Origin of the sequence: Cronobacter sakazakii (assembly GCF_000982825.1) — a bacterium.
Taxonomy (GTDB): Bacteria; Pseudomonadota; Gammaproteobacteria; order Enterobacterales; family Enterobacteriaceae; genus Cronobacter; species Cronobacter sakazakii.
The window spans coordinates 2,583,991-2,607,143 of record NZ_CP011047.1; the positions used below are offsets into that span (position 1 = coordinate 2,583,991).

The following is a 23,153-nucleotide window of genomic DNA, read 5'->3' on the forward strand; positions in this document are numbered from 1 at the left end:
TTTATGCGTAAAATCATGTCGTCCGGGCGTCTTTCCCGCCGGACTTTCGTGCAGGCCAGCGCCGCTGCGGCGCTGATGCCGCTGTTGCACAGCCGCGCCGCCCAGGCCGTCACGGGCGGCAAGACCGTCAATGTTGCTGACTTCTACAAGGACAACTGGCCGCAGGCGTTCAAGCTTGCTTTTAGTGAAGCGCAGACCGTGGAAGTGCCCGAAAGCCTCACCTGCGACAACATTAACAGCCCGGTCTTTATGCCAGCCGGGAAAACCCTGCGGGTGCTCGGCGCACTCAAAGGCAACGGCAAAGGCCGTTTCATTTTGCAGGACGGCTGCCAGATTGTGGGTGAGAAAAAAGGGCGTCTGCATAACATCATTCTCGACGTGCGCGGCTCGCAGGTGGCGATTAAAGGCATCGAGATGAGCGGTTTTGGCCCGGTCATGCAGATTTACATCGGCGGCAAAAAACCGCAGAAGATGCAGGATCTCGTGATCGACGATATCTACATCCACGACGCCAACTACGGCATTCTGCGCCAGGGTTTTCATAACGAACTGCGCAACGTGCGTATCACTAACGGACGCTTTGAACGTCTCCAGGGCGATGCCATCGAATGGAACGTGGCGATTAATGATTCGGAGCTTCTCATCTCCGACCACGTCCTTGACCAGATCAACTGCACCAACGGCAAAATCAACTGGGGTATCGGCATTGGCCTTGCGGGCAGCACCTACGATAACGCCTACCCGGAAAGCCAGGCGGTGAAGAACTTCGTGGTGGCGAATATCACCGGCAGCAACTGCCGCCAGCTGGTGCACGTGGAGAACGGCAAGCATTTCGTCATTCGTAATGTGAAAGCGAAAAACATCACGCCAGACTTCAGTAAGACCGCAGGCATCGATAACGCGACGGTCGCGATTTATGGCTGCGATAACTTTCTTATCGATGACGTGACGATGGTGAACAGCGCCGGGATGCTGATCGGCTACGGCGTTATCAAAGGGAATTACCTGTCGATTCCGCAGAACTTCAAGCTGAACAATATCCATATGGATAACCGTAACCTGCCTTATAAGCTGCGCGGGATTCAGATCTCATCCGGTAACGCGACCTCGTTTGTCGCTATCACGAACGTGGATATGAAGCGCGCGACGCTTGAGCTGCATAACAAGCCGCAACACCTGTTTGTGCGTAACGTCAAAGTGATGCAGGAGTCGTCCGTCGGCCCCGCGCTGAAGATGCAATTTGATCTGCGCAAAGACGTGCGCGGCCGTTTTATGGCCAAAGACGACACGCTGCTGTCGCTTGCCAACATTCAGGCGGTGAACGAGAAAGGGCAGAGTTCGGTCGATATTGACCGCGTGGATCATCAGCACGTGAATACGCAAATGCTGAATTTTGCGCTGCCGCAAAGGACACGCTAAACCGCATGCCGAATATAATAAAGTGCCGATCGTACGATGCCAGATGCGTATTTTCTGTGCAAAGTCACGCGATTTGATACTGGCGATCCGGCTGCAAAAGCTTATACTTCCTCAAATTAATAAGGGAATCTCATTAACTGAAAGACGCTTCCTGAGATAAGAGGATGGCGCTTTCAGTTTTTTATTGAAGCAGTCACTAACGCATCGGGCAGGTTATGAAAGAGAAGGTGATTTTTATCGGCGCGTCTGGGTTTGTCGGCACCAGACTGATTGAAAGGGCACTGTCTGACTTCGATATTACGAATTTTGATAAGCAAAACAGCCACTTCTATCCCGATATCACGGTAGCAGGTGATGTGCGTGATAAAGCTTCTCTGGAGAAGCAGCTTAGCGAGTGTTCGACCGTTGTGTTGCTGGCCGCAGAGCATCGTGATGATGTCAGTCCTACCTCGCTGTACTATGACGTTAATGTTGAAGGCACCCGTAACGTGCTTGACGCGATGGATAAGCACAACATCAAAAATATCATTTTCACCAGTTCTGTAGCGGTGTATGGCCTCAATAAAAAGAACCCGGATGAAAACCACCCGGTTGACCCTTTCAATCATTACGGCAAAAGCAAATGGCAGGCTGAAGAAGTCTTGCGTGAATGGTTTAACCGCGCGCCGGATACCCGTTCTTTAACGATAATTCGTCCGACCGTCATTTTCGGCGAGCGTAACCGTGGCAACGTCTATAATTTACTCAAACAGATAGCCAGTGGTCGCTTTGCTATGGTTGGCGCAGGTAATAATTACAAATCAATGGCTTATGTAGGGAATATCGTTGAGTTTATTACCTGGAAACTGAAAAATGTCATGCCCGGCTATCAGGTTTACAATTATGTCGATAAGCCTGATCTCAATATGAATCAGCTAGTTGCAGAGGTAGAGAAGAGTCTCGATAAAAAGATCCCTTCAGTACATCTTCCTTATCCGCTCGGTATGTTAGGTGGTTATTGCTTTGATATCCTTAGCAAAATCACTGGTAAGAAGTATGCTGTCAGTGCCGTCCGTGTTAAAAAGTTCTGTGCAACTACCCAGTTTGACGCGACTAAAGTGCATCAGTCAGGTTTCATCGCGCCCTACACGCTCTCAGAAGGGCTCGATCGCACATTACAATATGAGTTTGTTGCTGTGAAACAGGACGATATTACGTTTGTTTCTGAGTAAAAAGCGCTCAGTGACGAACGTAAAATCTGCATTTTATTTGTGTGTAAGGGACGCTCTGAAAATCGTTTTGGCTGTTTTCCGAATTCTCTGAGCCCAATTAAGAGTTAAGTCAGTTCTTATGTTATCAGGTATCTGAAAATCACAGAATGACAGCCGTGAAATACGCATTTAGGTCACACGGCTGTGATTGACCAAATTCAAGATAACAAACATTTAGAGGTGGAAAGAGATGGTTAATTTGAAAGCAGTTATTCCCGTCGCAGGGCTCGGCATGCATATGCTGCCTGCCACCAAGGCGATTCCAAAGGAGATGCTGCCGATTGTCGACAAACCGATGATTCAATACATTGTCGACGAAATCGTAGCGGCAGGGATCAAGGAAATTGTGCTGGTTACCCACTCCTCCAAGAACGCGGTTGAGAACCACTTCGACACCTCTTACGAACTCGAAGCGCTGCTTGAACAGCGTGTGAAGCGCCAGCTTCTTGCGGAAGTGCAGTCTATCTGCCCGCCGGGCGTGACCATCATGAATGTGCGTCAGGCGCAGCCGCTGGGCCTTGGTCACTCTATTCTGTGTGCGCGTCCGATTATCGGCGATAACCCGTTTGTTGTCGTGCTGCCGGATGTTATTATTGATGCCGCTTCTGCTGACCCACTGCGTTATAACCTGGCCGCTATGATTGCGCGGTTCCAGGAAAATGGCCGCAGCCAGGTGCTGGCGAAGCGTATGGCAGGCGATCTCTCTGAATATTCAGTGATAACTACTCAGGATCCGCTGGATACTGAAGGCAAAATCAGCCGTATCGTTGATTTCATCGAGAAACCGGACCAGCCGCAGACGCTGAATTCTGATCTGATGGCGGTCGGGCGCTATGTGCTCTCTGCCGATGTCTGGGAAGAGCTTGCGAAAACCGAACCGGGCGCCTGGGGACGTATCCAGCTGACCGATGCTATCGCTCGTCTGAACGAGAATCAGCCTGTTGAAGCGATGCTGATGACCGGCGAAAGCTACGATTGCGGTAAGAAAATGGGTTACATGAAAGCGTTCGTCAATTACGGCCTGCGTAACCTGAAAGAAGGGCAGAAGTTCCGCGAGAGCATTAAGAAACTGCTGGCATAAGCCAGCCGTTCTCTGCAGAACGCTATACAGGCAGGATAGCCTTTGATAAAACGGCAGTTGAGCATTCGGGTTGATAAGCATTTATACTCGACGGACTCGCTGCCGTTTTGTTTTTTGGTGCAAGCGCTGTGACGGGGCCATAATCCGAAATAGTTACCGAGATCGACTATCCCGTCAAAAAAGCTAATTAGCTGATTTCAAAAGTTTTGTATAAAGTAGTGCACTGGTAGCTGTTGAGCCAGGGGCGGTAGCATTGTTGAACAGGCTGCCGAAAAAATGCTTAATATTTATCCATATAGAGCGTTAAAACCTCGATAACGTCATGCTCACAGCGACAATGTGTTAATTATCATTCCTCTCAAAATATCCACATATAAGAGATAACTCACTGTGAAGATATTAGTGACCGGCGGTGCCGGATTTATTGGCTCCGCTGTAGTACGCCATATTATTAACCATACCCAGGACAGGGTAGTTAATCTTGATAAGCTTACCTACGCAGGCAATCCTGAATCTGTTGCTTCTGTGGCAAACAGTGAACGCTATGCATTTGAGCAGGTCGATATCTGTGACCGCGCTGCGCTCGATCGTGTATTTAAAGAGCACCAGCCTGACGCGGTCATGCACCTGGCTGCAGAAAGTCATGTTGATCGCTCAATCAGCGGTCCGGCAGATTTCATCGAAACGAACATCGTCGGCACGTATACCCTTCTCGAAGCGGCGCGCGCTTACTGGTCATCACTGGATGAGGAGCGCAAGGCAGCTTTCCGCTTTCACCATATCTCTACCGATGAGGTTTATGGCGACCTGCCACATCCTGATGAATGGCATGAGAGCGCGGCGCTGCCGCTCTTTACTGAAACAACTGCCTATGCGCCAAGCAGCCCGTATTCCGCCTCAAAAGCCTCAAGCGATCATCTGGTGCGCGCGTGGTTACGCACCTATGGTTTGCCGACGATGGTAACCAACTGCTCTAACAACTATGGCCCGTATCACTTCCCCGAAAAATTGATTCCGCTGGTTATCCTTAACGCGCTGGAAGGTAAACCGTTGCCGATATATGGCAAAGGCGACCAAATTCGCGACTGGTTATATGTTGAAGACCATGCGCGTGCGCTCTATACCGTAGTCACGCAGGGGCAGATCGGCGAAACCTATAATATCGGCGGACATAACGAGAAAAAGAATCTTGATGTCGTACTGACTATTTGTGACCTGCTGGATGAGATTAAACCTAAAGCGACGTCTTATCGTGAACAGATCACCTATGTTGCCGACAGACCAGGGCACGACCGTCGTTATGCCATTGATGCAGATAAAATCAGCCGGGAATTAGGCTGGCGACCGCAGGAAACCTTCGAGTCTGGCATCCGTAAAACGGTGCACTGGTATCTTAATAATGAAGAGTGGGTGAACAGCATTAAGAACCGAACCTATCAATGTAAGCATTTAGGGTTGAGTGAAAAATGAAAGGAATTATCCTGGCAGGTGGGTCCGGAACACGTCTTTATCCAATTACTATAGGTATCTCTAAACAGTTACTTCCTGTATACGATAAACCTATGATTTATTATCCTCTATCAGTCCTCATGCTGGCCGGTATTAAGGATATTTTAATAATCACTACTAGTGATGATAACGCGAGTTTCCAGCGTTTACTTGGAGATGGCAGCCAGTTTGGGATCAATATTCAATATGCTGTTCAACCATCTCCCGATGGGCTTGCACAGGCTTTTATAATAGGTCGTCATTTCGTTGGTAACGACTCGGTTTGTTTGGTTCTTGGCGATAATATTTTCTTTGGGCAAGGTTTTAGCCCTAAACTCAAGTCAGCGGCTGCTCAAAAAAGTGGTGCGACGATTTTTGCTTACCAGGTAAAAGACGCAGAGCGCTTTGGTGTTGTTGAATTTGATGAGCAATTTAAAGCGATCTCTATCGAAGAAAAACCAAAGAATCCTAAGTCTAACTGGGCGGTCACTGGCCTTTATTTTTATGATAATGACGTTTTGGAGATTGCTAAATCTATTCGCCCTTCCGAGCGAGGTGAATTAGAAATTACCTCAGTCAATGAAGTTTATTTAAATAAGCAGAGCCTTAGTGTAGAGCTCTTAGGGCGTGGTTTCGCCTGGCTTGATACTGGAACACACGATAGTCTCATCGAAGCTGGAAGTTTTGTTGAGACGGTACAGAAGCGTCAGGGAATGATGGTTGCTTGTCCTGAGGAAATAGCCTGGCGAAATGGATGGCTGAGTAATATTGAGTTAGAAGATATTGGGCAACGTTTATGTAAAAATGACTATGGCCATTACCTACTACAACTATTAAAAAAAGGAGAATAATATGGATATTAAACTAATTCCACTTCAGACGCATGGTGATGAACGAGGCAGTTTGGTATCGCTTGAAGATGAAAAGAACATCCCTTTTGCAATAAAACGTGTTTATTATTTATTTAATACTAAAGAAAACGTAAGCCGCGGATTCCATGCGCACCAAAGGTTAAAGCAAGTGGCTATTGCAATAAAAGGATCGTGTCGATTTAAACTTGATGATGGTAAAGAACGAGTAGAAATCGTTCTGGATTCGCCTTCTCAAGGTCTTTACATTGATTCTTTTATGTGGCGAGAAATGTCAGATTTTTCTCCTGATTGCGTTCTACTTATACTTGCTGATAGTCATTATGATGAATCTGACTATATTCGGGATTATTCACTATTTAAAAAAATGGTAACCAATGGATAGAATAACTTTAACAAGTTATGACCGTGAGTTTTTAGATCTTAGCTGGATATGGCTGCAGGATCCGGAAATAAAAAAATTAACTTTAACCAGTGATTTTACTCGTGAGCAGCAATTACAATTTTTTCATTCCCTAAAGGAAAGAAAAGATTATTTGATATTTGGTATTCAATTAGGGACGAGAAAAATTGGTGTTGCCGGGTTAAAAAACATCAAAAACGATATCGCAGAATACTGGGGCTATATAGGCGAGAAGGATTTATGGGGTAAAGGAATTGGCAAAATTGTTATAGAAGAAATCGAATGTATTGCCAATAAATGTGGGATAAAAAAGCTATACTTGAAAGTTAGTGAATTAAATCTCAGAGCTATCAAAGCTTACCATAAATCTGGTTTTATAATTAGTAAATCTGAAAGTAATGTGATTTTTATGGAAAAGGTAATTTAGATGTTTTCGATATGTGAACTTGAAAAAAGTAAATATAATGATTGGAATCAAGTGGTCGAAAATGCTAAAAACGGCCTTTTCCTTTTTGAGATAGATTATTTTAAATATCATGAAGCGCGATTTGAAGATAGTTCTTTAATGATATATAAAAAAAGTAAAGCTGTCGCACTTTTCCCTGCTAACCGTGTGAATGACACCATTTATAGCCACCAAGGATTAACTTTTGGCGGTTTGATTATGCTGCCAGAATTACATGCAGCGGATGTTTTAGAAATATTTGAACTTATAAATAAACATTATAAAAACAAAGGTATTAAAAAGGTTGTTTATAAAGCTATACCTCATCCTTTTACAAAGTATCCTGCCCAGGAAGATTTATACGCATTATTCATAAATTCTGCAAAATTAATCCGCAGAGACGTTTCAAGCGTAATTGATCTCTTTAACAGACCTAAGCTTTCAGATTCGCGTAAGAATACCATTGTTAAAGCACAAAAAAATAATGTGGAGATCTGTGAATCGTCTGACTTGAAAAAATTCCATCAAATACTTTCAGAGGTTCTGGCAAAATTTGGTGCATGCCCTGTACATAGCATCACAGAACTTGAACAATTAAAAAACTCATTTCCGCATAATATTAAACTCTATGCCGCCATGCAGGATGAGCAGTGGCTCGCTGGGGTTCTGGTCTACGATTACGGACATATTATTCATACACAATATATGGCCAATACACAGCAAGGTCGGCAAATAGGCGCACTAGATTATATATTATTTACGTTAATCAATGACATTTATGCTGATAAAAAATATCTAAGTTTTGGTATATCAACTGAAAACGCAGGACAATATCTCAATACTGGATTAATCGCTCAAAAAGAAGGTTTCGGCGCCAGAGCGGTTGTACATGATTTTTATGAAATGGAGTTATTATGATTAACTTTTTAAATTTAAAAAAAATAAACGAAAAATATAAAACCGAATTGATGCAGGCATTGGAAAACGTGATCGATTCTGGTTGGTATATCAATGGCCAACAGGTAGCTAATTTTGAAAATGAATTTGCTACCTATTGTGGTACAAAACATGCCATCGGGGTTGCAAATGGACTGGATGCATTAGTCCTTACTATAAAGGCATGGAAGCTATTAGGAAAACTTAAGGACGGTGACAAAGTTATTGTCCCTGCAAATACCTATATAGCTTCAGTATTAGCGATCACCGAAAATAATTTAACGCCTGTTCTTACAGAGCCAGATCCTTACACTTTTAATTTAACGCTAGATCAAATCGAAAGAAGTTATACGCAGGATGTAAAATTAATCATTCCTGTACATCTCTATGGATGCATCAACCCAATGGATGAGATCTGTAGATTCGCAAATAAAAAAGGAATATTGGTTTTAGAAGATTCAGCGCAAGCGCATGGGGCAATGCTTGGAGATAAAAAAGCTGGTGCCTGGGGTCATGCATCAGCCTTTAGTTTTTATCCCGGTAAAAATTTAGGTGCTTTAGGCGATGGTGGGATCATCACGACTGACAACGATGAACTAAAAGAAGCATTAGTGGCACTCAGGAATTATGGATCTCACAAAAAATATGAAAATATTTATCAGGGATGCAATAGCCGACTAGATGAAATTCAGGCTGCAATGCTTCGAGTTAAATTACCTCATTTAGATAGCGAAATAGATGCTCGCAGAAGAATTGCCTCCCAATATCTTTTAGGCATAAATAATAAAGAAATAATACTTCCCACTGTAAATGAAAGTGTGAATCATGTCTGGCATCTATTTGTCGTTCGCTGTGCGCAAAGAGATGCATTGAAAGAATACTTACATAAGAAAAATATTGATACGCTAATACATTATCCTGTTCCCCCTCATAAGCAGAAGGCTTACAGTGAATATAATAGTCTTAATCTTCCTGTTACAGAAAAAATCCATCGTGAAGTACTTTCTTTGCCAATGGATCCAAATATGTCTCAGTACGAGGTGGATTATGTTATTCAGTGCATGAATGAGTATAAGGCATGAGTAAAATCATCTCTGTTACTGCTTTTACAGCCTTACTGACATTCTTCAAAATGTTAAGTGGTTTTGCGATAGCTAAGGTCGTTGCTATATATACGGGGCCTACTGGAATGGCTATGCTTGGGCAGGTACAAAGTGTGATTGCTGGGCTTAATGGTGTTGTGACTGCACCCGTAGGGAATGGGGTGGTTCGCTATACGGCTGAAAAGCATACTGAAGGTTATAAAAGATGTTCAGGATGGTGGCAGGCGTCCTTACAGTGGGCATTTTCTATATTTTTGCTAGTGCTGAGCACCGTATTATTATTTAGCAAACCTATTTCTCAATTTCTATTCAATACTATTGATTATTATTGGGTTGTACTATTAGGTTGTTTAGTTCTTCCATTGTCAATAATAAATACGGCGTTTGTTTCTGTTATTAACGGACAGAAACACTATAAAAAATATGTCTCGCTAGGGTTTATTTCCGTAACCATATCGACTGTATTAATGGTTATGATGATTTATTTTTATCATATTAAAGGTGCTTTTGTTGCTGCATCACTTAATACATCGATTGCCGGACTAGTCGTTTTTTTTGCTTGTATAAAGGAGCCTTGGTTTAAAGTTAAATTATGGCTTGGCCGCTCATCTTCGTCTTATAGAAAAGAAATTGGAGGCTATGTAGTGATGGCAGTTACATCCGCCATCACTACTCCGATTGCATTGATTCTGATAAGAAATATATTAATTTCCGAAGTGGGTTGGAGTGCGACAGGACAATGGCAAGCAGTATGGAAAATCTCTGAAGTTTATCTTGCCATTATTACTATGGCATTGAGTACATATTATTTGCCTCAACTTGCAAGCTTGAAGAGTGGTGTTGAGATACGGTGGGAAATAAATAAAACAGCAAGAGTTATTCTTCCTGTGGTTATTATTTTAGCGTTGTTAGTTTATTTGCTTCGCGATGTCGCTATATTTTTACTTTTTACAAGCGATTTTCAACCTGCGAGAGACTTATTCAGCGTTCAACTTGTGGGGGACGTCATCAAAATCCTGGCGTGGCTATATGCTTTTCCGATGTTAGCCAGAGGCGCTACTCGCTGGTTCGTGTTTTCTGAAATATTTTTTTCCACAACATTCGTGTTAATAAGTTGGATTATGATTTCGCATCTGGGAGTTAATGGTGCAAATTGGGGATACTTATTGAATTACATTTTATACTTTATCTTTGTATATGGTAATTTAAAAAGAATAATTAACCAGGATAGGCAATAATGAAAGATGTTGTTTCAGTAGTAATTGTTACTTATAACTCAGCGAAAACTATAGTAGAAACTTTAGATAGTATTTTAAATCAAAGTTATGGGCCTGCTAATATAGAGCTTATCATATCAGATGATGCTTCTACTGATGACACGTCAATCGTTGTTGAAAACTGGATTACTAAAAACGCATCAAAATTTTCAAAGGTTGTTTTCAAAAAAAATATTATCAATCAGGGCGTTTCTAAAAATTGTAACATTGGCTGGCAATCCTGCACATCTGAATGGATAAAAACAATAGGCGCAGATGATCTTCTAAGTCCTGATTGCATTGATAAAAACATGGAATATATTCAGAATAATTCCGGGTGTAGTATTGTATTTAGTCAGATGAAATGGTTCGGACGGATAAAAAAAATAACTCCTGAGCCATATAATATGCCTTTTTTTAGCCTGGATGCTGAACAACAATATAATTATTTAAGATTTAAAAGCTTCAATATTGCACCTGCATCATTTATACGTCGTTCAGCTCTAATTGATGTTGGTTATGCTGACGAAAGTTTCAGTACGATTGAAGACTTACCATTATGGCTTCGCTTCACTAAAAAGGGCTACAAACTGTATTTTTTGAAAGCGATTACTGTGTACTACCGTGTGGCAAATTCTGCATCGAAACATTCTCACCGTTATGTTAACTATAACTTTTTGAACGATCTGATTAATATCGACAAGATGTTTAAAATTAACGATATCGAAGGTATTTATTATAAAGCGCTAAAACTGGATGCTCTAACATTATTATATGGAAAAAAGTTAATTGCAAAGTTAACCAAGAATAAAGTCAGCTTTTTGTCGAGATCGCTGGATGTCATACATTTAAGCTTAAGACCTGTTTATATTGTTCGGAAGATTAGGCGACATATCATTAACTTTACTAAAAAAGATGCAATCTAAATTATATTGCATCTACTTTTATAAAAATTGGTGTAAATATGTTTTATTTATTTGTTGTGTCTTTGTTTTTCGGTTCGTGTCTTGATTATTATATATGGCGAAAAATTACGCCTTCAATGATTTCTGTTATCGGTATATATGTAATATTGTTTATACATGCTGCCATAGGCGAGTCTCTTGGTTTTTTACCTGTAGAGTCAAATGTTTACTTTTTTATAACAACATTTTATGTTGTCGGGCTTTTTGCAAGTCTAAGCTGTGCATTTGGGATGTCATTTCTCAGCAAAGGCATTGTTCTTAATACTCGTGTGACAGATAAATATTACGGACTTAAAATTCGGAAAAATATAATAAATATAACAGTAGTGGTTTCTCTTATATGTTGTTTTTTTATTTATAAAGGATGGAGTGAGGTTGGATCTTTTGTAAGCGATGATTTTGAGGGGACTCTCACTTATGGCATCGCGGGTCATTTTTTTGCTATCCTGGTTGCTTTAATACCATTTTTGCTAAAAGCATATTACTCTAAAAGAACCAAATCCGTTTTCTTACTGTTAGTTTTTGTGCTTGTGCTTTTATTTATGAAGCAAGTTAAATATTGGGTAATGATCCCGCTTGTATGGATGTTTTGGTACTCTATAGTTGCTGGATATATAAAGCTCTCTATTAGAAAGTTCTTGTTTATTTCGCTGGTTTTGGCATTTTTACTCGTTTCTTTATTTTTCTCAGTCTATTTTATGAAGGTTTTTTTTAGAGAAGGTTCTGAAAACGTTGATTATAATACTGTATTAATAGAAATAATGATTCATTTCTTTGGCTATCTTTATTCGGGACTTCTAACATTTTCTGTATACATTTCTGATGGTTTATATAATGCATTTATACCAAGCGACATTCTTGGGCTTTTTTCCGGTCCGGTCAATATAATCAATGTAATACTAAATGACAACTTGATAAACCTAACGCTCCCAAAGTATTTTGTCGTAATCAATAAAATTACTGGTACGACTGGAAATGTTCCAACGCTATGGGGTACTCTGTTGCTGGCCGGAGGGTATTATGCATATGTTTTCTATTTCTTCATGTTTTTTTGCATATATTTATTGCTGTGGTTTGCGAAGCGTAGTCAATGTTTTTTAATTATATATACGTTTATTACGTCGTTTCTTTTTTTTAGTTGGTTTGATTACTACTACTACCTGTTAATGCCGTTTGAAGTTACTGTTTTAATTTTTATTTTCTATACTATCTTTGAAAGGAAAATAAAGTTCAGAAATATAACTTTATTCTCTGGGGAAAGTTACGATGAGACTCGATAAAAAAATTATACTGTTATGCAAGTCAATAAAAAAAAGCATATATTACTTTTTCAGAGCGATTTTTTCTCAATCATCTGGGGTTGACAAAAATTCGACATTTTTAGTAACGCTAACTAGCTATGGTTTACGTAAGAATTTTGTTTTCTTGACAATTGAGAGTATCTTGCATCAACACGTTCGCCCTGCAAAAATAGTAATGTGGTTACATAAAAAGGATAAACCTCAGGGAATAGCGAGATGGATTTTATCCCGACAGCAAAAGCGAGGGCTGGAAATATTTTTTGTAGATAATGATGTTAGATCTTATAAAAAACTTTCTTTTGTACCTGGTTATTATCCTGATTACGATTTCTATATTACCGCTGACGACGACGTATTTTACCCAACAAATTGGATCGATGGTTTTAAATCTAATATAAGTGATAATCCTGATGCTGTTTACTGTTACAGAGGCCGTGCTATTCTGTTTAACGATGCAGGTAGTCTCGTCGCTTATCCAGTCTGGCCGCTTGCGCGAAGAAAAGAAATAACAGGCAATGAGTTACTTCCCACAGGTGTATCAGGCGTGTGTTATCCTAGAGATTCGCTCGACGCACGTGTAGCCGATTACGAGGCGATAAATAAACTGTGTCCCTATGCCGATGACATTTGGTATAAAGCGCTAACTACAGCTCGCGGATATAACGCTATTTTGATCAATGATGACAGTACGCATTTTACACCGATTATCACTGGCTTCACAAAAGGCCTCGAGAAGATAAACGTACTAAATGATCAGAATACGCAACAATTTTTAAACGCTATGAATTATTTTAATCTTGATTCGAATTCTTTTAGAGGCAATTATAAAAGAAATGATGAGTAATCTTGTATCAATTATTATGCCTAGCTGGAATTCTGAGTTAACTATCGCTGATAGTATAAATTCAATCATTAGGCAAACCTATACCAACTGGGAATTAATCATAACTGATGATTGTTCGAGTGATGGCACTATCCGTTTGTTAAAAGAGTTTGCTAATAAAGAACCACGAATAAAACTATTTTTCAACGATAAGAATTCAGGCGCTGGTATATCCCGTAATAATTGTATTAAAAATGCAAAAGGGCGCTTTATTGCTTTTTTGGATAGTGATGATATGTGGCATCCGGAAAAACTGTCCAGACAAGTAGCCTTCATGCTTAACAACAACTATGCATTGACTTACACTGCATATAAAAAAATCAATCAGAAAGGTAACGTAATAGGCCATATCAATCCTCCAGCACGAGTTAACTATTCTGAGCTTTTAAAATCCAATGTTATAGGATGCCTAACTGCGATATATGATGCTCAAAAGCTTGGTAAGGTTTATATGCCTGAAATTCGCAAACGCCAGGATATGGCTTTATGGCTAAAAATACTAGAAAAAATTGATTATGCCTGGTGTTTACCAGAAGAACTTGCGTTTTATAGAGAGGGACATGAAAGTCTTTCTTCAAATAAGATAAAAATTCTTTCATCACAATGGTCGTTTTACAGAACTTACCTTAAATTTAATTCTATAAAGTCAGCATGGTATTTTTCATTCTATGTTGTTCGAGCAGTAAAAAAACATGGCGTCAATAAAAGTAGCTAAAGCACTTTTTAATTATAAATGTTTTGACTTTATTAACTTTGAAATCCTATTCGGAATGCCCTGGAACGATAAGGTTTACCAATGAGCATTCTTCGCTCAGTTATAACTTTGCTGTTATCAATTTCTATTCAAATTCGCTATCTATGAGTTAACATCGTAGTTACATAACACCCGCGCACAAGTCGCGGTGACCACACCTGACAGGAGTATGTAATGTCCAAGCAACAGATCGGCGTCGTCGGTATGGCAGTCATGGGGCGCAACCTGGCGCTCAACATTGAAAGCCGTGGTTATACCGTCTCCGTATTCAACCGCTCTCGTGACAAAACTGAAGAAGTTATTGCCGAAAATCCGGGCAAAAAACTGGTTCCTTATTATACCGTTCAGGAGTTTGTCGAGTCGCTGGAAACCCCGCGCCGTATCCTGCTGATGGTGAAAGCAGGTGCCGGTACTGATGCGGCTATCGACTCCCTGAAGCCTTATCTGGAAAAAGGCGACATCATTATTGATGGCGGTAACACCTTCTTCCAGGACACCATCCGTCGTAACCGTGAACTCTCCGAAGAAGGCTTTAACTTTATCGGCACCGGCGTCTCCGGTGGCGAAGAGGGCGCCCTGAAAGGCCCGTCCATCATGCCTGGCGGCCAGAAAGAAGCTTATGAGCTGGTTGCGCCGATCCTCAAAGAGATCGCGGCCGTAGCGGAAGGTGAACCGTGCGTGACTTATATCGGGCCAGACGGCGCGGGTCACTACGTGAAAATGGTGCACAACGGTATCGAATACGGCGATATGCAGCTTATTGCAGAAGCCTATTCCCTGCTGAAGCACGGTCTGAACCTGTCTAACGAAGATCTGGCGAAAACCTTCGCTGAGTGGAACGAAGGCGAGCTCAGCAGCTACCTTATTGATATCACCAAAGATATCTTCACCAAAAAAGATGAAGACGGTAACTACCTGGTTGACGTCATTCTGGACGAAGCCGCCAACAAAGGTACTGGTAAGTGGACCAGCCAGAGCTCGCTGGATCTCGGCGAACCGCTGTCCCTGATTACTGAATCGGTATTCGCGCGTTATATCTCCTCTCTGAAAGAGCAGCGCGTCGCGGCATCCAAAGTGCTGAGCGGCCCGCAGGCGAAACCGTTCGCAGGCGATAAAGGCGAATTTATCGAGAAAGTCCGCCGCGCGCTGTACCTCGGTAAAATCGTCTCTTACGCGCAGGGCTTCTCTCAGCTGCGCGCTGCGTCTGAAGAGTACAACTGGGATCTGAACTACGGCCAAATCGCGAAGATCTTCCGCGCGGGCTGCATCATTCGTGCTCAGTTCCTGCAGAAAATTACTGACGCCTACGCAGAGAATCCGTCCATCGCGAACCTGCTGCTGGCGCCGTACTTCAAGAAAGCCGCTGATGACTATCAGCAGGCGCTGCGCGATGTTGTGGCGTATGCCGTACAGAACGGTATCCCGACTCCGACCTTCTCCGCCGCTATCGCTTACTACGACAGCTATCGTTCTGCGGTGCTGCCAGCGAACCTGATTCAGGCACAGCGTGACTACTTTGGCGCGCATACCTACAAGCGCACCGATAAAGAAGGCGTATTCCACACCGAGTGGATGGAATAAGGTTTTACTGATTCAAATGACAAGCCCGGTGGTTTCGCCGGGCTTTTTTTACGTCTGATGACAGCCCCGGGAGCCGTGCACTGCCTTAAAAGTAACCAGTAAGTGCATTGTTTTTCAGTATTTTCCCAGCTCTCTTTTGCGCCTGGCTATGCAATTATAATGCCTTGCATCTACACTCAAGACTGGTGTGGCTTACTCATAATAACTAGATGACAATTAAGGACTCTATGAGCAAAGAATTTCAGGGTGACGCTTTTCACCGCAGCAATAGTAACCAGGAACAAATCGATTTATTCGACCTTCTGGCGCAGCTTTGGCGGGGGAAGGTCACTATCATTACCACGATCATCGTGATGATCGTGCTTGCCGTACTTTATCTTTTCGTCGCTAAAGAAAAATGGACATCGACAGCTATCGTGACCATGCCGGATGCCGGTCAGATTGCCAGTTACAACAACGCCATGAATATCCTGTATGGCAACGCTGCGCCCAACGTCACCGACGTGCAGCAGCGCGTAGTGGGGCGTTTCAGCTCTGCGTTTTCCGCGCTGTCTGAAACGCTGCAAAACCAGCAAGAGCCAGAACAGTTGACCATCGATACGGCAGTAAAAGGTCAGCCGCTGCCGCTGAAAGTGACTTATCAGGGAGCAACCGCACAGTCAGCGCAGAAAAAACTGGCGGAATATATTCAGCAGGTGGATGAGCAAATCGCCAAAGAGCTGAATAAAGACCTTACCGATAACGTGACTGCCCGTCAGCAAGAGCTGCAGGAATCGCTTGCGACGCAGGAGAAAGTGGCGCAGGAGCAGAAAGAACTGCGTATCAAGCAGATCGCCGAAGCGCTTAAATTCGCGCAGGAATCGAATGTCACTTCGCCACAGATGCCGCAGGCGCAGGAAGTCACACAGGATACGCTGTTCCTGTTGGGCAGCGAGGCGCTCTCATCGATGATTAAAAACGAATCGACGCGTCCGCTGGTCTTTAGTGATGCGTATTACCAGACTAAACAAAACCTGCTGGATATCTCGAAGCTTAAAATCGACGAATCTTCACTGCATGCGTATCGCTATGTAATGAAGCCGACCGAACCCCTGCGCCGTGACAGCCCGAAACGCGCGCTGGTGCTGGTGCTTTCCGTCCTTCTCGGCGGGTTAATCGGCTGCGGTATTGTGCTGTGTCGCAACGCGATTCGCGAACACAGCGCCAACAGAGTGCGCTAATCTTTCAGCATTAAAAAAGGCCGCGTGATGCGGCCTTTTTTATGCGTCATGCCCGAAGGATTATTTGTGCCGTCCGCGCAGGTTTTCAATCACCGCGCTGAGATCGAGCTCCTGATCCTGAAGCAGCACCAGCAGGTGATACACTAGGTCAGAGGCTTCGTTCACCAGCTCTTCGCGGTCGTGTACGGTTGCAGCAAGCGCCGTCTCCACGCCTTCTTCACCCACTTTTTGCGCGATACGCTTGGTGCCGCTGGCGTAGAGCTTCGCAGTGTAAGAGCTTTCCGGCGACGCGGTTTTACGCGCGGCCAGCAGTTCTTCAAGCTGATAAAGGAAGTGCCACTGGTGATGCGCTTCGCCAAAACAGCTCGAGGTGCCGAGATGGCAGGTTGGCCCAATCGGGTTAGCCAGCACCAGCAGCGTATCGTTATCGCAGTCCGGCGTAATGCTCACCACATTGAGAAAATGGCCGGAGGTTTCGCCTTTGGTCCACAGACGCCCCTTCGTGCGCGAGAAAAACGTGACCTTGCCGCTCTGCTCGGTTTCGCGCAGCGCCTCCTGATTCATGTAACCCAGCATCAGCACCTCGCCGGAAACCGCATGCTGCACCACGACCGGCAGCAGCCCGTCGGTTTTTGCCCAGTCCAGTTGGGCCCGCTGTTGTTCTGTTAACACACCCGTATCTCCACGCCTTGCTGAGCCAGAAACGCTTTCAGCTCGCCAATATTAATAATCTGTTTGTGGAACACTGACGCGGCCAGCGCCCCGTCGACGTTCGCCTCACGAAAGGCGTCCAGAAAGTGTTCCATCGTCCCGGCACCGCCGGAGGCGATAAGCGGCACGCGGCACGCCTCACGCACTTTTTTCAGCTGCACCAGATCATAGCCGTTACGCACGCCGTCCTGGTTCATCATGTTCAGCACAATTTCACCCGCGCCGCGCTGCTGCACTTCCCGCACCCAGTCCAGCGTTTCCCACTGGGTCACGCGGGTGCGGCTTTCGTCGCCGGTGTACTGGTTGACGTGATATTTACCAGTCTGCTCATCAAACCAGGTATCAATGCCCACCACGATGCACTGCACGCCGAAGCGATCTGCAAGCCTTGTGATAAGCGTTGGATCGGCCAGCGCCGGGGAATTGACGGAAATTTTGTCCGCGCCGAAAGAGAGAATTTGCGCCGCGTCTTCCAGGGTTTTGATCCCGCCCGCCACGCAGAAGGGGATATCGATGACTTCCGCCACGCGTGTGACCCAGCTTTTATCCACCACGCGGCCATCGCTTGAGGCGGTGATATCGTAAAAGACCAGCTCATCGGCGCCTTCTTCGGCGTAGCGTTTCGCGAGCGGCACGATGTCGCCGATGATTTCATGGTTGCGAAACTGCACGCCTTTGACGACTTGCCCATCGCGTACGTCAAGGCAAGGGATTATCCGTTTTGCCAGCATTGGATCGCCTCCGTTACGTTAAATTTGCCTTCCAGCAGCGCGCGGCCGACAATCACGCCGCAGACACCGCTGCCGCACAGCGCGCGAATGTCTGACAGTTCGCCGATGCCGCCGGAGGACTGGAACGCCACCTGCGGATAGCGCGCGCAGACTTCTTCATACAGCGCCACGTTCGAGCCAGACAGCGTCCCGTCGCGGGAGATATCCGTGCACAGCACATGCTTAAGCCCTGCGGGGAGATAGCTCTCCACCAGCGTTTCCAGCGTCACGCCGGAATTTTCCTGCCAGCCGCTGACCGCCACCTGTTTGTTGCCGGCGTCGTCGATACGCACATCCAGCGCCAGTACCAGCGCGTCGGTGCCGAAACGCTGAAACCAGCGCTGCACGTCCTGCGGCGCTTTTACCGCCGTCGAGCCGACCACCACGCGCGCCACGCCTGCGTCCAGCAGCGCCGCCACGTCATCTTCGCTGCGCACGCCGCCGCCGACCTGTACCGGCACGTTGACGCCCGCCACCAGCTTTTGAATCAGCGCAATCTGGCGCTTCGCCGGATCTTTCGCGCCGGTTAAATCCACCAGATGCAGGAGCTTCGCGCCCTGTGCTTCGTAATCCTGCAGGCGCGGCAGCGGGTCGCGGCCATAATCACGTTGCTTACCGTAATCGCCCTGATGCAGGCGCACCACCGCGCCGTCAATTAAATCGAGAGCCGGAATAATCATTTACATCTCCAGGAAGTTTTTCAGCAACTGCGCGCCCGCGGCTCCTGAACGCTCCGGGTGGAACTGCACCCCCCAGAAGTTATCTTTCTGCACCGCGGCGGTGAATGCCTCGCCATAGGTGCACTGTGCTATCGTGTTGGCGTTCACCGGCATCGCGTAGCTGTGCACGAAGTAAAACCAGGCGCCATCCTCAATACCGCGAAACAGCCGGTCGCCCGCTTTGGCATACACGCGGTTCCAGCCCATATGCGGCAGCGGCAGGCCGTGGTCGGTCATTTTCGGCACCGGCTGATCGATAATGCCCAGCAGATCCACACCTTTACTCTCTTCGCTGCGGCTGCCGAGCAGCTGCATACCGAGACAGATCCCCAGTACCGGCTGGGTACAGGCTTTGATTAAATCCACCAGATCGCGCTCGATAATTTGCTGCATCGCCGCCTCGGCGGTGCCGACGCCCGGCAGAAAGAGTTTATCGGCGCGCAATACCAGATCCGGGTCGCGGCTCACCACGGGCTCATAGCCGTGGCGGCGCACCGCCGATTGTACCGAGTGCAGGTTGGCGCAGCCGGTATCCAGAATCACCACGTTCATCACAGCACTCCTTTTGAAGAGGGCAGCGTTTCGCCTTCAACGCGAATCGCCTGGCGCAGCGTGCGGCCAAACGCTTTAAACAGGCTTTCGACGCGGTGATGGTCGTTTTTGCCTTTGGTTTTCAGGTGCAGCGTGACGCCCATAGTGTAGGAGAGCGAGCGGAAGAAGTGTTCCACCATCTCGGTGCTGAGATCGCCCACGCGCTGATAATTGAACTCGGCTTTATATTCGAGGTGCGGACGCCCGGAGATATCGAGCGCGCAGCGCGCGAGACACTCATCCATCGGCAGCACAAAGCCGAAGCGGTTGATGCCGCGCTTGTCGCCAAGCGCCAGCTTCAGGGCTTCGCCGAGCGCCAGGCCGGTATCTTCCACGGTGTGGTGATCGTCGATATAGAGATCGCCTTTGACGCCGATTTCCATGCGAAAGCCGCCGTGGGTGGCTATCTGGTCCAGCATATGGTCGAAGAAGCCGACGCCGGTGTTGATTTTGCTGCCGCCTTCGCGGTCCAGCCATACTTTAACGTCAATCTGGGTTTCACGGGTGCTGCGCTCAACGTGTGCATAGCGATCGCGCTTCGTCAGGTGCTCGCCGATGGCCGCCCAGTTCAGGTCGGCACGGTTGTAACGCAGGCCCGTAATGCCCATGTTTTCCGCAAGCTCCACGTCGGTCGCGCGATCGCCAATCACATAGCTGTTCGCCGCGTCCATCACGCCCGGTTCGAGATAACGCTCGACCAGCTTTGTTTTAGGCTTGCGGCAGTCGCAGTTGTCCGTCGGGAAGTGCGGGCAGATCAGCACGTCCTCAAAGAGCACACCCTGAGAGGTAAAAATTTGCATCATCAGGTTATGCGGGCCGTCGAAATCCGCCTGCGGCAGGCTGGCGGTGCCAAGACCGTCCTGATTGGTTATCATCACCAGCTTAAAGCCCGCTTTTTGCAGTTGCAGCAGTACCGGGACAGCGTCCGGCTCAAAGGCCAGCTTGTCAAAACGATCGACCTGGAAATCTTCCGGCGGCTCGGCAATCAGCGTGCCGTCGCGGTCAATAAAGAGATACTTCTGGCTCATACTCGCTCCGTGGCCGCAAGGCCGGGTTGGTCACGCAGGGCATCAATCACGCGCTGGCACTCTTCGCGGGTGCCGACGGTAATGCGCAGGCAGCCGCTGAGTGTCGGTTGTCTGTTCTGGTCTCTTAAGATAATGCCCTGATCCCACAGCGATTTAAATACCGCGCTGGAGGCGGTAATGCGCGCCAGCACATAGTTGGTTTCACTGTCGAAAACCGCCTCGACGCACGGCGTCTCGCGCAGGCCCGCTATCAGGGCATCGCGGTTAGCCAGCACCTGCGCCACGCGCTCGCGCATCGCGGTGATGCCTTCCGGGCTTAATGCCTGGGCGGCGATATCCGCCACTGGCGTCGAGAGCGGGTAGGGTGCAATGACCTTCAGCAGCAGGTTAATGACCTCTTCATTCGCGAGCGTAAAGCCGCAGCGCAGCCCGGCGAGCGCAAAGGCTTTAGAGAGCGTGCGCAGCACGACGAGGTGCGGGTATTCGCCAAGCCAGCCCGCGAGCGTCGCCTGCGGGCAGAACTCAATATAGGCTTCATCCGCCACCACGATGGCTTTGCCGCGCGCCATCTCCAGCAACGTGCGCAGATCCTGCGGGTTAATCAGCTGGCCGGTCGGGTTATTGGGGCTGCAGACGAAAATGACTTTAACGCCGTCAAGCTGTTCCGCAATCGCAGGCAGATCAAGCTGCCAGCCGTCCGTCGCCTGCACGGTGCGGCACTCCACGCCACTGGTTTCGGCGCTGACGCTGTACATGCCGTAGGTCGGCGGGCAGTAGAGCACGGCGTCACGCCCCGGCTCGCAGAAGGCGCGGATCAGCAGCTCAATGCCTTCATCCGCGCCGCGGCTGACCAGCACCTGCTCAGGTGTCACACCGGCGTATTGCGCGTAACGTTCGATGACGCGTTTCGGCTGGCACTCCGGGTAGCGGTTGAGCGTCTGCGCGGTCAGCTGAAACTCGACGGGCAGCGGATATTCATTCGCGTTCAGCCACACATCGCCATTGCCGCCAAGACGGCGCGCAGACTGGTAGGGCGTCAGAGTGCGCACGTTCTCGCGCGCGAGTTCTTCAATGCTCATGCTTGCTCCTTCAGGGCTGCCACGCGCAGCGTCACGGCGTTTTTGTGGGCGGTGAGCTGTTCTGCTGCCGCCAGGGTTTCGATGGTTTCAGCCAGCGCGGAAAAGCCCGCGGGCGTTAATTCCTGCACCGTCATACGCTTCTGGAAATCCGCCAGACCGAGGCTTGAGCTGGTGGCGGTGTAGCCGTATGTCGGCAGCACATGGTTGGTGCCGGAGGCGTAGTCGCCCGCTGATTCCGGTGACCAGTCGCCTAAAAAGACGGAGCCTGCGCTGGTGATGTCATCGACCAGCTCGCGTGCGTTGCGGGTCTGGATGATTAAGTGCTCCGGGCCGTACTGGTTAGAGATAGCCACGCACTGCGCGAGATCGCGCGCCACGATGATGCGGCTTGCCGAGAGCGCCTGGCGGGCGGTTTCCGCGCGCGGCAGCGCCTCAAGCTGGCGGGCGGTGGCGTCGGCCACGGCCTGCGCCATCGCCGCGTCCGGCGTGAGCAGAATCACCTGCGAATCCGGGCCGTGCTCGGCCTGCGAGAGTAAATCGGAAGCGACGAAATCCGGCGTCGCGCCGCTGTCGGCAATCACCAGCACTTCGGAAGGCCCGGCAGGCATGTCGATCGCCGCGCCGTCGAGACGCTGGCTGACCTGGCGTTTGGCTTCGGTCACAAAGGCGTTACCCGGCCCGAAAATTTTATCCACTTTCGGCACGCTTTCCGTCCCGAAGGCGAGCGCGGCAATCGCCTGCGCGCCGCCTGCCTGAAAGACTTCCTGCACGCCGCAGAGCTTCGCGGCATAGAGAATTTCATCGGCGATGGGCGGCGGAGAGCAGAGCACCACGCGTTTGCAGCCCGCGATGCGCGCGGGCGTCGCGAGCATCAGCACCGTCGAGAAGAGCGGCGCGGAGCCGCCCGGAATATAAAGCCCGACCGACGCCACCGGGCGCGTCACCTGCTGGCAGCGTACGCCGGGCAGGGTTTCGATATCCACAGGCGCGAGCTGTTGCGCGCGGTGGAATTTCTCGATATTCGCGACGGCAACGGCCATCGCCTGTTTGACATTATCGTCAAGACGCGCGGCGGCGGCGTCGATCGCTTCAGCGGTGACTTTTAGCGCCGCGACGTCGGTTTTATCAAACTTCGCGCTGTATTCACGCAGCGCCGCGTCGCCGCGGGCTTTGACGTTATCAAGGATCTCCGCCACGGTACGGGTAATACTTTCTGAAGCCGAGATAGCCGGGCGCATCAGCAGTTCACGCTGCTGCTGTGCGCTACAGGCGTTCCAGTCAACGATCGTCGTAAAGGTCAT

General features: G+C 47.4%; 23 protein-coding genes. 16 read left to right on the plus strand and 7 right to left on the minus strand.

Translation table 11 applies throughout. The features are described from left to right. Positions 1–3: 3 nt before the first annotated feature. The 16 genes from wcaM (at position 4) to wzzB (ending at position 16,954) form a co-directional block, all read left to right on the plus strand. Positions 4–1,419 (plus strand): colanic acid biosynthesis protein WcaM, encoded by a 1,416-nt coding sequence (wcaM, locus tag CSK29544_RS12310; protein WP_007902920.1) that lies wholly within the window; start codon positions 4–6, stop codon positions 1,417–1,419. 215 nt (positions 1,420–1,634) lie between these two features. After that, positions 1,635–2,630: an NAD-dependent epimerase/dehydratase family protein gene (locus CSK29544_RS12315; RefSeq protein WP_007902918.1), complete on the plus strand. Its 996-nt coding sequence runs from the start codon at positions 1,635–1,637 to the stop codon at positions 2,628–2,630. 229 nt (positions 2,631–2,859) lie between these two features. After that, positions 2,860–3,750, plus strand: a complete 891-nt coding sequence (gene galF / locus CSK29544_RS12320) for a UTP--glucose-1-phosphate uridylyltransferase GalF (RefSeq protein ID WP_007902916.1) — start codon at positions 2,860–2,862, stop codon at positions 3,748–3,750. 390 nt (positions 3,751–4,140) lie between these two features. Beyond that, positions 4,141–5,220: a dTDP-glucose 4,6-dehydratase gene (gene rfbB / locus CSK29544_RS12325; protein ID WP_029039282.1), complete on the plus strand. Its 1,080-nt coding sequence runs from the start codon at positions 4,141–4,143 to the stop codon at positions 5,218–5,220. Continuing rightward, positions 5,217–6,089, plus strand: a complete 873-nt coding sequence (rfbA, locus tag CSK29544_RS12330; protein WP_012124334.1) for a glucose-1-phosphate thymidylyltransferase RfbA — start codon at positions 5,217–5,219, stop codon at positions 6,087–6,089. Before rfbB ends, rfbA begins: the two co-directional genes overlap by 4 nt. A 1-nt stretch (position 6,090) precedes the next feature. Next, on the plus strand, positions 6,091–6,492 hold the full coding sequence (locus CSK29544_RS12335) for a sugar 3,4-ketoisomerase (protein WP_014728540.1): 402 nt from the start codon (positions 6,091–6,093) through the stop codon (positions 6,490–6,492). Then, positions 6,485–6,937: a GNAT family N-acetyltransferase gene (locus tag CSK29544_RS12340; RefSeq protein ID WP_029039281.1), complete on the plus strand. Its 453-nt coding sequence runs from the start codon at positions 6,485–6,487 to the stop codon at positions 6,935–6,937. Before CSK29544_RS12335 ends, CSK29544_RS12340 begins: the two co-directional genes overlap by 8 nt. Further along, positions 6,938–7,873 (plus strand): GNAT family N-acetyltransferase, encoded by a 936-nt coding sequence (locus CSK29544_RS12345; protein ID WP_029039280.1) that lies wholly within the window; start codon positions 6,938–6,940, stop codon positions 7,871–7,873. Further along, positions 7,870–8,973 carry a DegT/DnrJ/EryC1/StrS family aminotransferase gene (locus CSK29544_RS12350; RefSeq protein ID WP_007902904.1) on the plus strand — a complete coding sequence of 368 codons (1,104 nt, stop codon included), beginning with the start codon at positions 7,870–7,872 and terminating at the stop codon, positions 8,971–8,973. The genes CSK29544_RS12345 and CSK29544_RS12350 overlap by 4 nt, the downstream gene beginning before the upstream one ends. Next, positions 8,970–10,232, plus strand: coding sequence for an O-antigen translocase (locus CSK29544_RS12355; protein ID WP_029039279.1), 1,263 nt, complete (start codon positions 8,970–8,972; stop codon positions 10,230–10,232). Before CSK29544_RS12350 ends, CSK29544_RS12355 begins: the two co-directional genes overlap by 4 nt. Next, positions 10,232–11,176 carry a glycosyltransferase family 2 protein gene (locus tag CSK29544_RS12360; protein WP_042390991.1) on the plus strand — a complete coding sequence of 315 codons (945 nt, stop codon included), beginning with the start codon at positions 10,232–10,234 and terminating at the stop codon, positions 11,174–11,176. The genes CSK29544_RS12355 and CSK29544_RS12360 overlap by 1 nt, the downstream gene beginning before the upstream one ends. A gap of 116 nt (positions 11,177–11,292) precedes the next feature. Then, entirely contained in the window at positions 11,293–12,495 is a 1,203-nt protein-coding gene (locus tag CSK29544_RS12365) for a DUF6337 family protein (RefSeq protein WP_234005003.1), read from the plus strand. Next, a complete protein-coding gene (locus CSK29544_RS12370) occupies positions 12,482–13,360 on the plus strand; it encodes a hypothetical protein (RefSeq protein WP_029039276.1) in 879 nt (292 codons plus the stop codon). Before CSK29544_RS12365 ends, CSK29544_RS12370 begins: the two co-directional genes overlap by 14 nt. Then, positions 13,350–14,114, plus strand: a complete 765-nt coding sequence (locus CSK29544_RS22940; RefSeq protein WP_071601492.1) for a glycosyltransferase family 2 protein — start codon at positions 13,350–13,352, stop codon at positions 14,112–14,114. Before CSK29544_RS12370 ends, CSK29544_RS22940 begins: the two co-directional genes overlap by 11 nt. 213 nt (positions 14,115–14,327) lie before the next feature. Continuing rightward, positions 14,328–15,734: an NADP-dependent phosphogluconate dehydrogenase gene (gene gnd / locus CSK29544_RS12380; protein ID WP_007900580.1), complete on the plus strand. Its 1,407-nt coding sequence runs from the start codon at positions 14,328–14,330 to the stop codon at positions 15,732–15,734. 227 nt (positions 15,735–15,961) lie between these two features. Beyond that, positions 15,962–16,954: an LPS O-antigen chain length determinant protein WzzB gene (gene wzzB, locus CSK29544_RS12385; protein ID WP_007900583.1), complete on the plus strand. Its 993-nt coding sequence runs from the start codon at positions 15,962–15,964 to the stop codon at positions 16,952–16,954. Positions 16,955–17,014: 60 nt separating this feature from the next. Here wzzB and hisIE read toward each other — a convergent pair whose 3' ends face one another. Genes hisIE through hisD form a run of 7 tightly spaced genes read right to left on the minus strand, consistent with a single transcriptional unit; the run spans position 17,015 to position 23,153 of the window. Further along, the gene (gene hisIE / locus CSK29544_RS12390) at positions 17,015–17,626 is read right to left on the minus strand and encodes a bifunctional phosphoribosyl-AMP cyclohydrolase/phosphoribosyl-ATP diphosphatase HisIE (protein WP_004388504.1); all 612 of its coding nucleotides are present in this window, start codon (positions 17,624–17,626) and stop codon (positions 17,015–17,017) included. Continuing rightward, positions 17,620–18,396: an imidazole glycerol phosphate synthase subunit HisF gene (gene hisF / locus CSK29544_RS12395; RefSeq protein ID WP_007900586.1), complete on the minus strand. Its 777-nt coding sequence runs from the start codon at positions 18,394–18,396 to the stop codon at positions 17,620–17,622. Before hisF ends, hisIE begins: the two co-directional genes overlap by 7 nt. Next, complete coding sequence (gene hisA, locus CSK29544_RS12400) at positions 18,378–19,115, minus strand: 1-(5-phosphoribosyl)-5-[(5-phosphoribosylamino)methylideneamino]imidazole-4-carboxamide isomerase (RefSeq protein WP_007900589.1); 738 nt, start codon at positions 19,113–19,115, stop codon at positions 18,378–18,380. Before hisA ends, hisF begins: the two co-directional genes overlap by 19 nt. Further along, positions 19,116–19,706: an imidazole glycerol phosphate synthase subunit HisH gene (hisH, locus tag CSK29544_RS12405; protein ID WP_007900592.1), complete on the minus strand. Its 591-nt coding sequence runs from the start codon at positions 19,704–19,706 to the stop codon at positions 19,116–19,118. Beyond that, a complete protein-coding gene (gene hisB, locus CSK29544_RS12410) occupies positions 19,706–20,773 on the minus strand; it encodes a bifunctional histidinol-phosphatase/imidazoleglycerol-phosphate dehydratase HisB (RefSeq protein WP_004388509.1) in 1,068 nt (355 codons plus the stop codon). Before hisB ends, hisH begins: the two co-directional genes overlap by 1 nt. Then, positions 20,770–21,852 (minus strand): histidinol-phosphate transaminase, encoded by a 1,083-nt coding sequence (gene hisC, locus CSK29544_RS12415; protein WP_007900598.1) that lies wholly within the window; start codon positions 21,850–21,852, stop codon positions 20,770–20,772. The genes hisB and hisC overlap by 4 nt, the downstream gene beginning before the upstream one ends. Beyond that, complete coding sequence (hisD, locus tag CSK29544_RS12420) at positions 21,849–23,153, minus strand: histidinol dehydrogenase (protein WP_007900601.1); 1,305 nt, start codon at positions 23,151–23,153, stop codon at positions 21,849–21,851. Before hisD ends, hisC begins: the two co-directional genes overlap by 4 nt.

Coding starts and splice junctions, on each gene's coding strand:
- wcaM (WP_007902920.1), top strand. CDS start 4: ATGCGTAAAATCATGTCGTCCGGGCGTCTTTCCCGCCGGACTTTCGTG.
- CSK29544_RS12315 (WP_007902918.1), top strand. CDS start 1,635: ATGAAAGAGAAGGTGATTTTTATCGGCGCGTCTGGGTTTGTCGGCACC.
- galF (WP_007902916.1), top strand. CDS start 2,860: ATGGTTAATTTGAAAGCAGTTATTCCCGTCGCAGGGCTCGGCATGCAT.
- rfbA (WP_012124334.1), top strand. CDS start 5,217: ATGAAAGGAATTATCCTGGCAGGTGGGTCCGGAACACGTCTTTATCCA.
- CSK29544_RS12335 (WP_014728540.1), top strand. CDS start 6,091: ATGGATATTAAACTAATTCCACTTCAGACGCATGGTGATGAACGAGGC.
- CSK29544_RS12340 (WP_029039281.1), top strand. CDS start 6,485: ATGGATAGAATAACTTTAACAAGTTATGACCGTGAGTTTTTAGATCTT.
- CSK29544_RS12345 (WP_029039280.1), top strand. CDS start 6,938: ATGTTTTCGATATGTGAACTTGAAAAAAGTAAATATAATGATTGGAAT.
- CSK29544_RS12350 (WP_007902904.1), top strand. CDS start 7,870: ATGATTAACTTTTTAAATTTAAAAAAAATAAACGAAAAATATAAAACC.
- CSK29544_RS12355 (WP_029039279.1), top strand. CDS start 8,970: ATGAGTAAAATCATCTCTGTTACTGCTTTTACAGCCTTACTGACATTC.
- CSK29544_RS12360 (WP_042390991.1), top strand. CDS start 10,232: ATGAAAGATGTTGTTTCAGTAGTAATTGTTACTTATAACTCAGCGAAA.
- CSK29544_RS12365 (WP_234005003.1), top strand. CDS start 11,293: ATGATTTCTGTTATCGGTATATATGTAATATTGTTTATACATGCTGCC.
- CSK29544_RS12370 (WP_029039276.1), top strand. CDS start 12,482: ATGAGACTCGATAAAAAAATTATACTGTTATGCAAGTCAATAAAAAAA.
- CSK29544_RS22940 (WP_071601492.1), top strand. CDS start 13,350: ATGATGAGTAATCTTGTATCAATTATTATGCCTAGCTGGAATTCTGAG.
- gnd (WP_007900580.1), top strand. CDS start 14,328: ATGTCCAAGCAACAGATCGGCGTCGTCGGTATGGCAGTCATGGGGCGC.
- wzzB (WP_007900583.1), top strand. CDS start 15,962: ATGAGCAAAGAATTTCAGGGTGACGCTTTTCACCGCAGCAATAGTAAC.
- hisF (WP_007900586.1), bottom strand. CDS start 18,396: ATGCTGGCAAAACGGATAATCCCTTGCCTTGACGTACGCGATGGGCAA.
- hisA (WP_007900589.1), bottom strand. CDS start 19,115: ATGATTATTCCGGCTCTCGATTTAATTGACGGCGCGGTGGTGCGCCTG.
- hisH (WP_007900592.1), bottom strand. CDS start 19,706: ATGAACGTGGTGATTCTGGATACCGGCTGCGCCAACCTGCACTCGGTA.
- hisB (WP_004388509.1), bottom strand. CDS start 20,773: ATGAGCCAGAAGTATCTCTTTATTGACCGCGACGGCACGCTGATTGCC.
- hisC (WP_007900598.1), bottom strand. CDS start 21,852: ATGAGCATTGAAGAACTCGCGCGCGAGAACGTGCGCACTCTGACGCCC.
- hisD (WP_007900601.1), bottom strand. CDS start 23,153: ATGACCTTTACGACGATCGTTGACTGGAACGCCTGTAGCGCACAGCAG.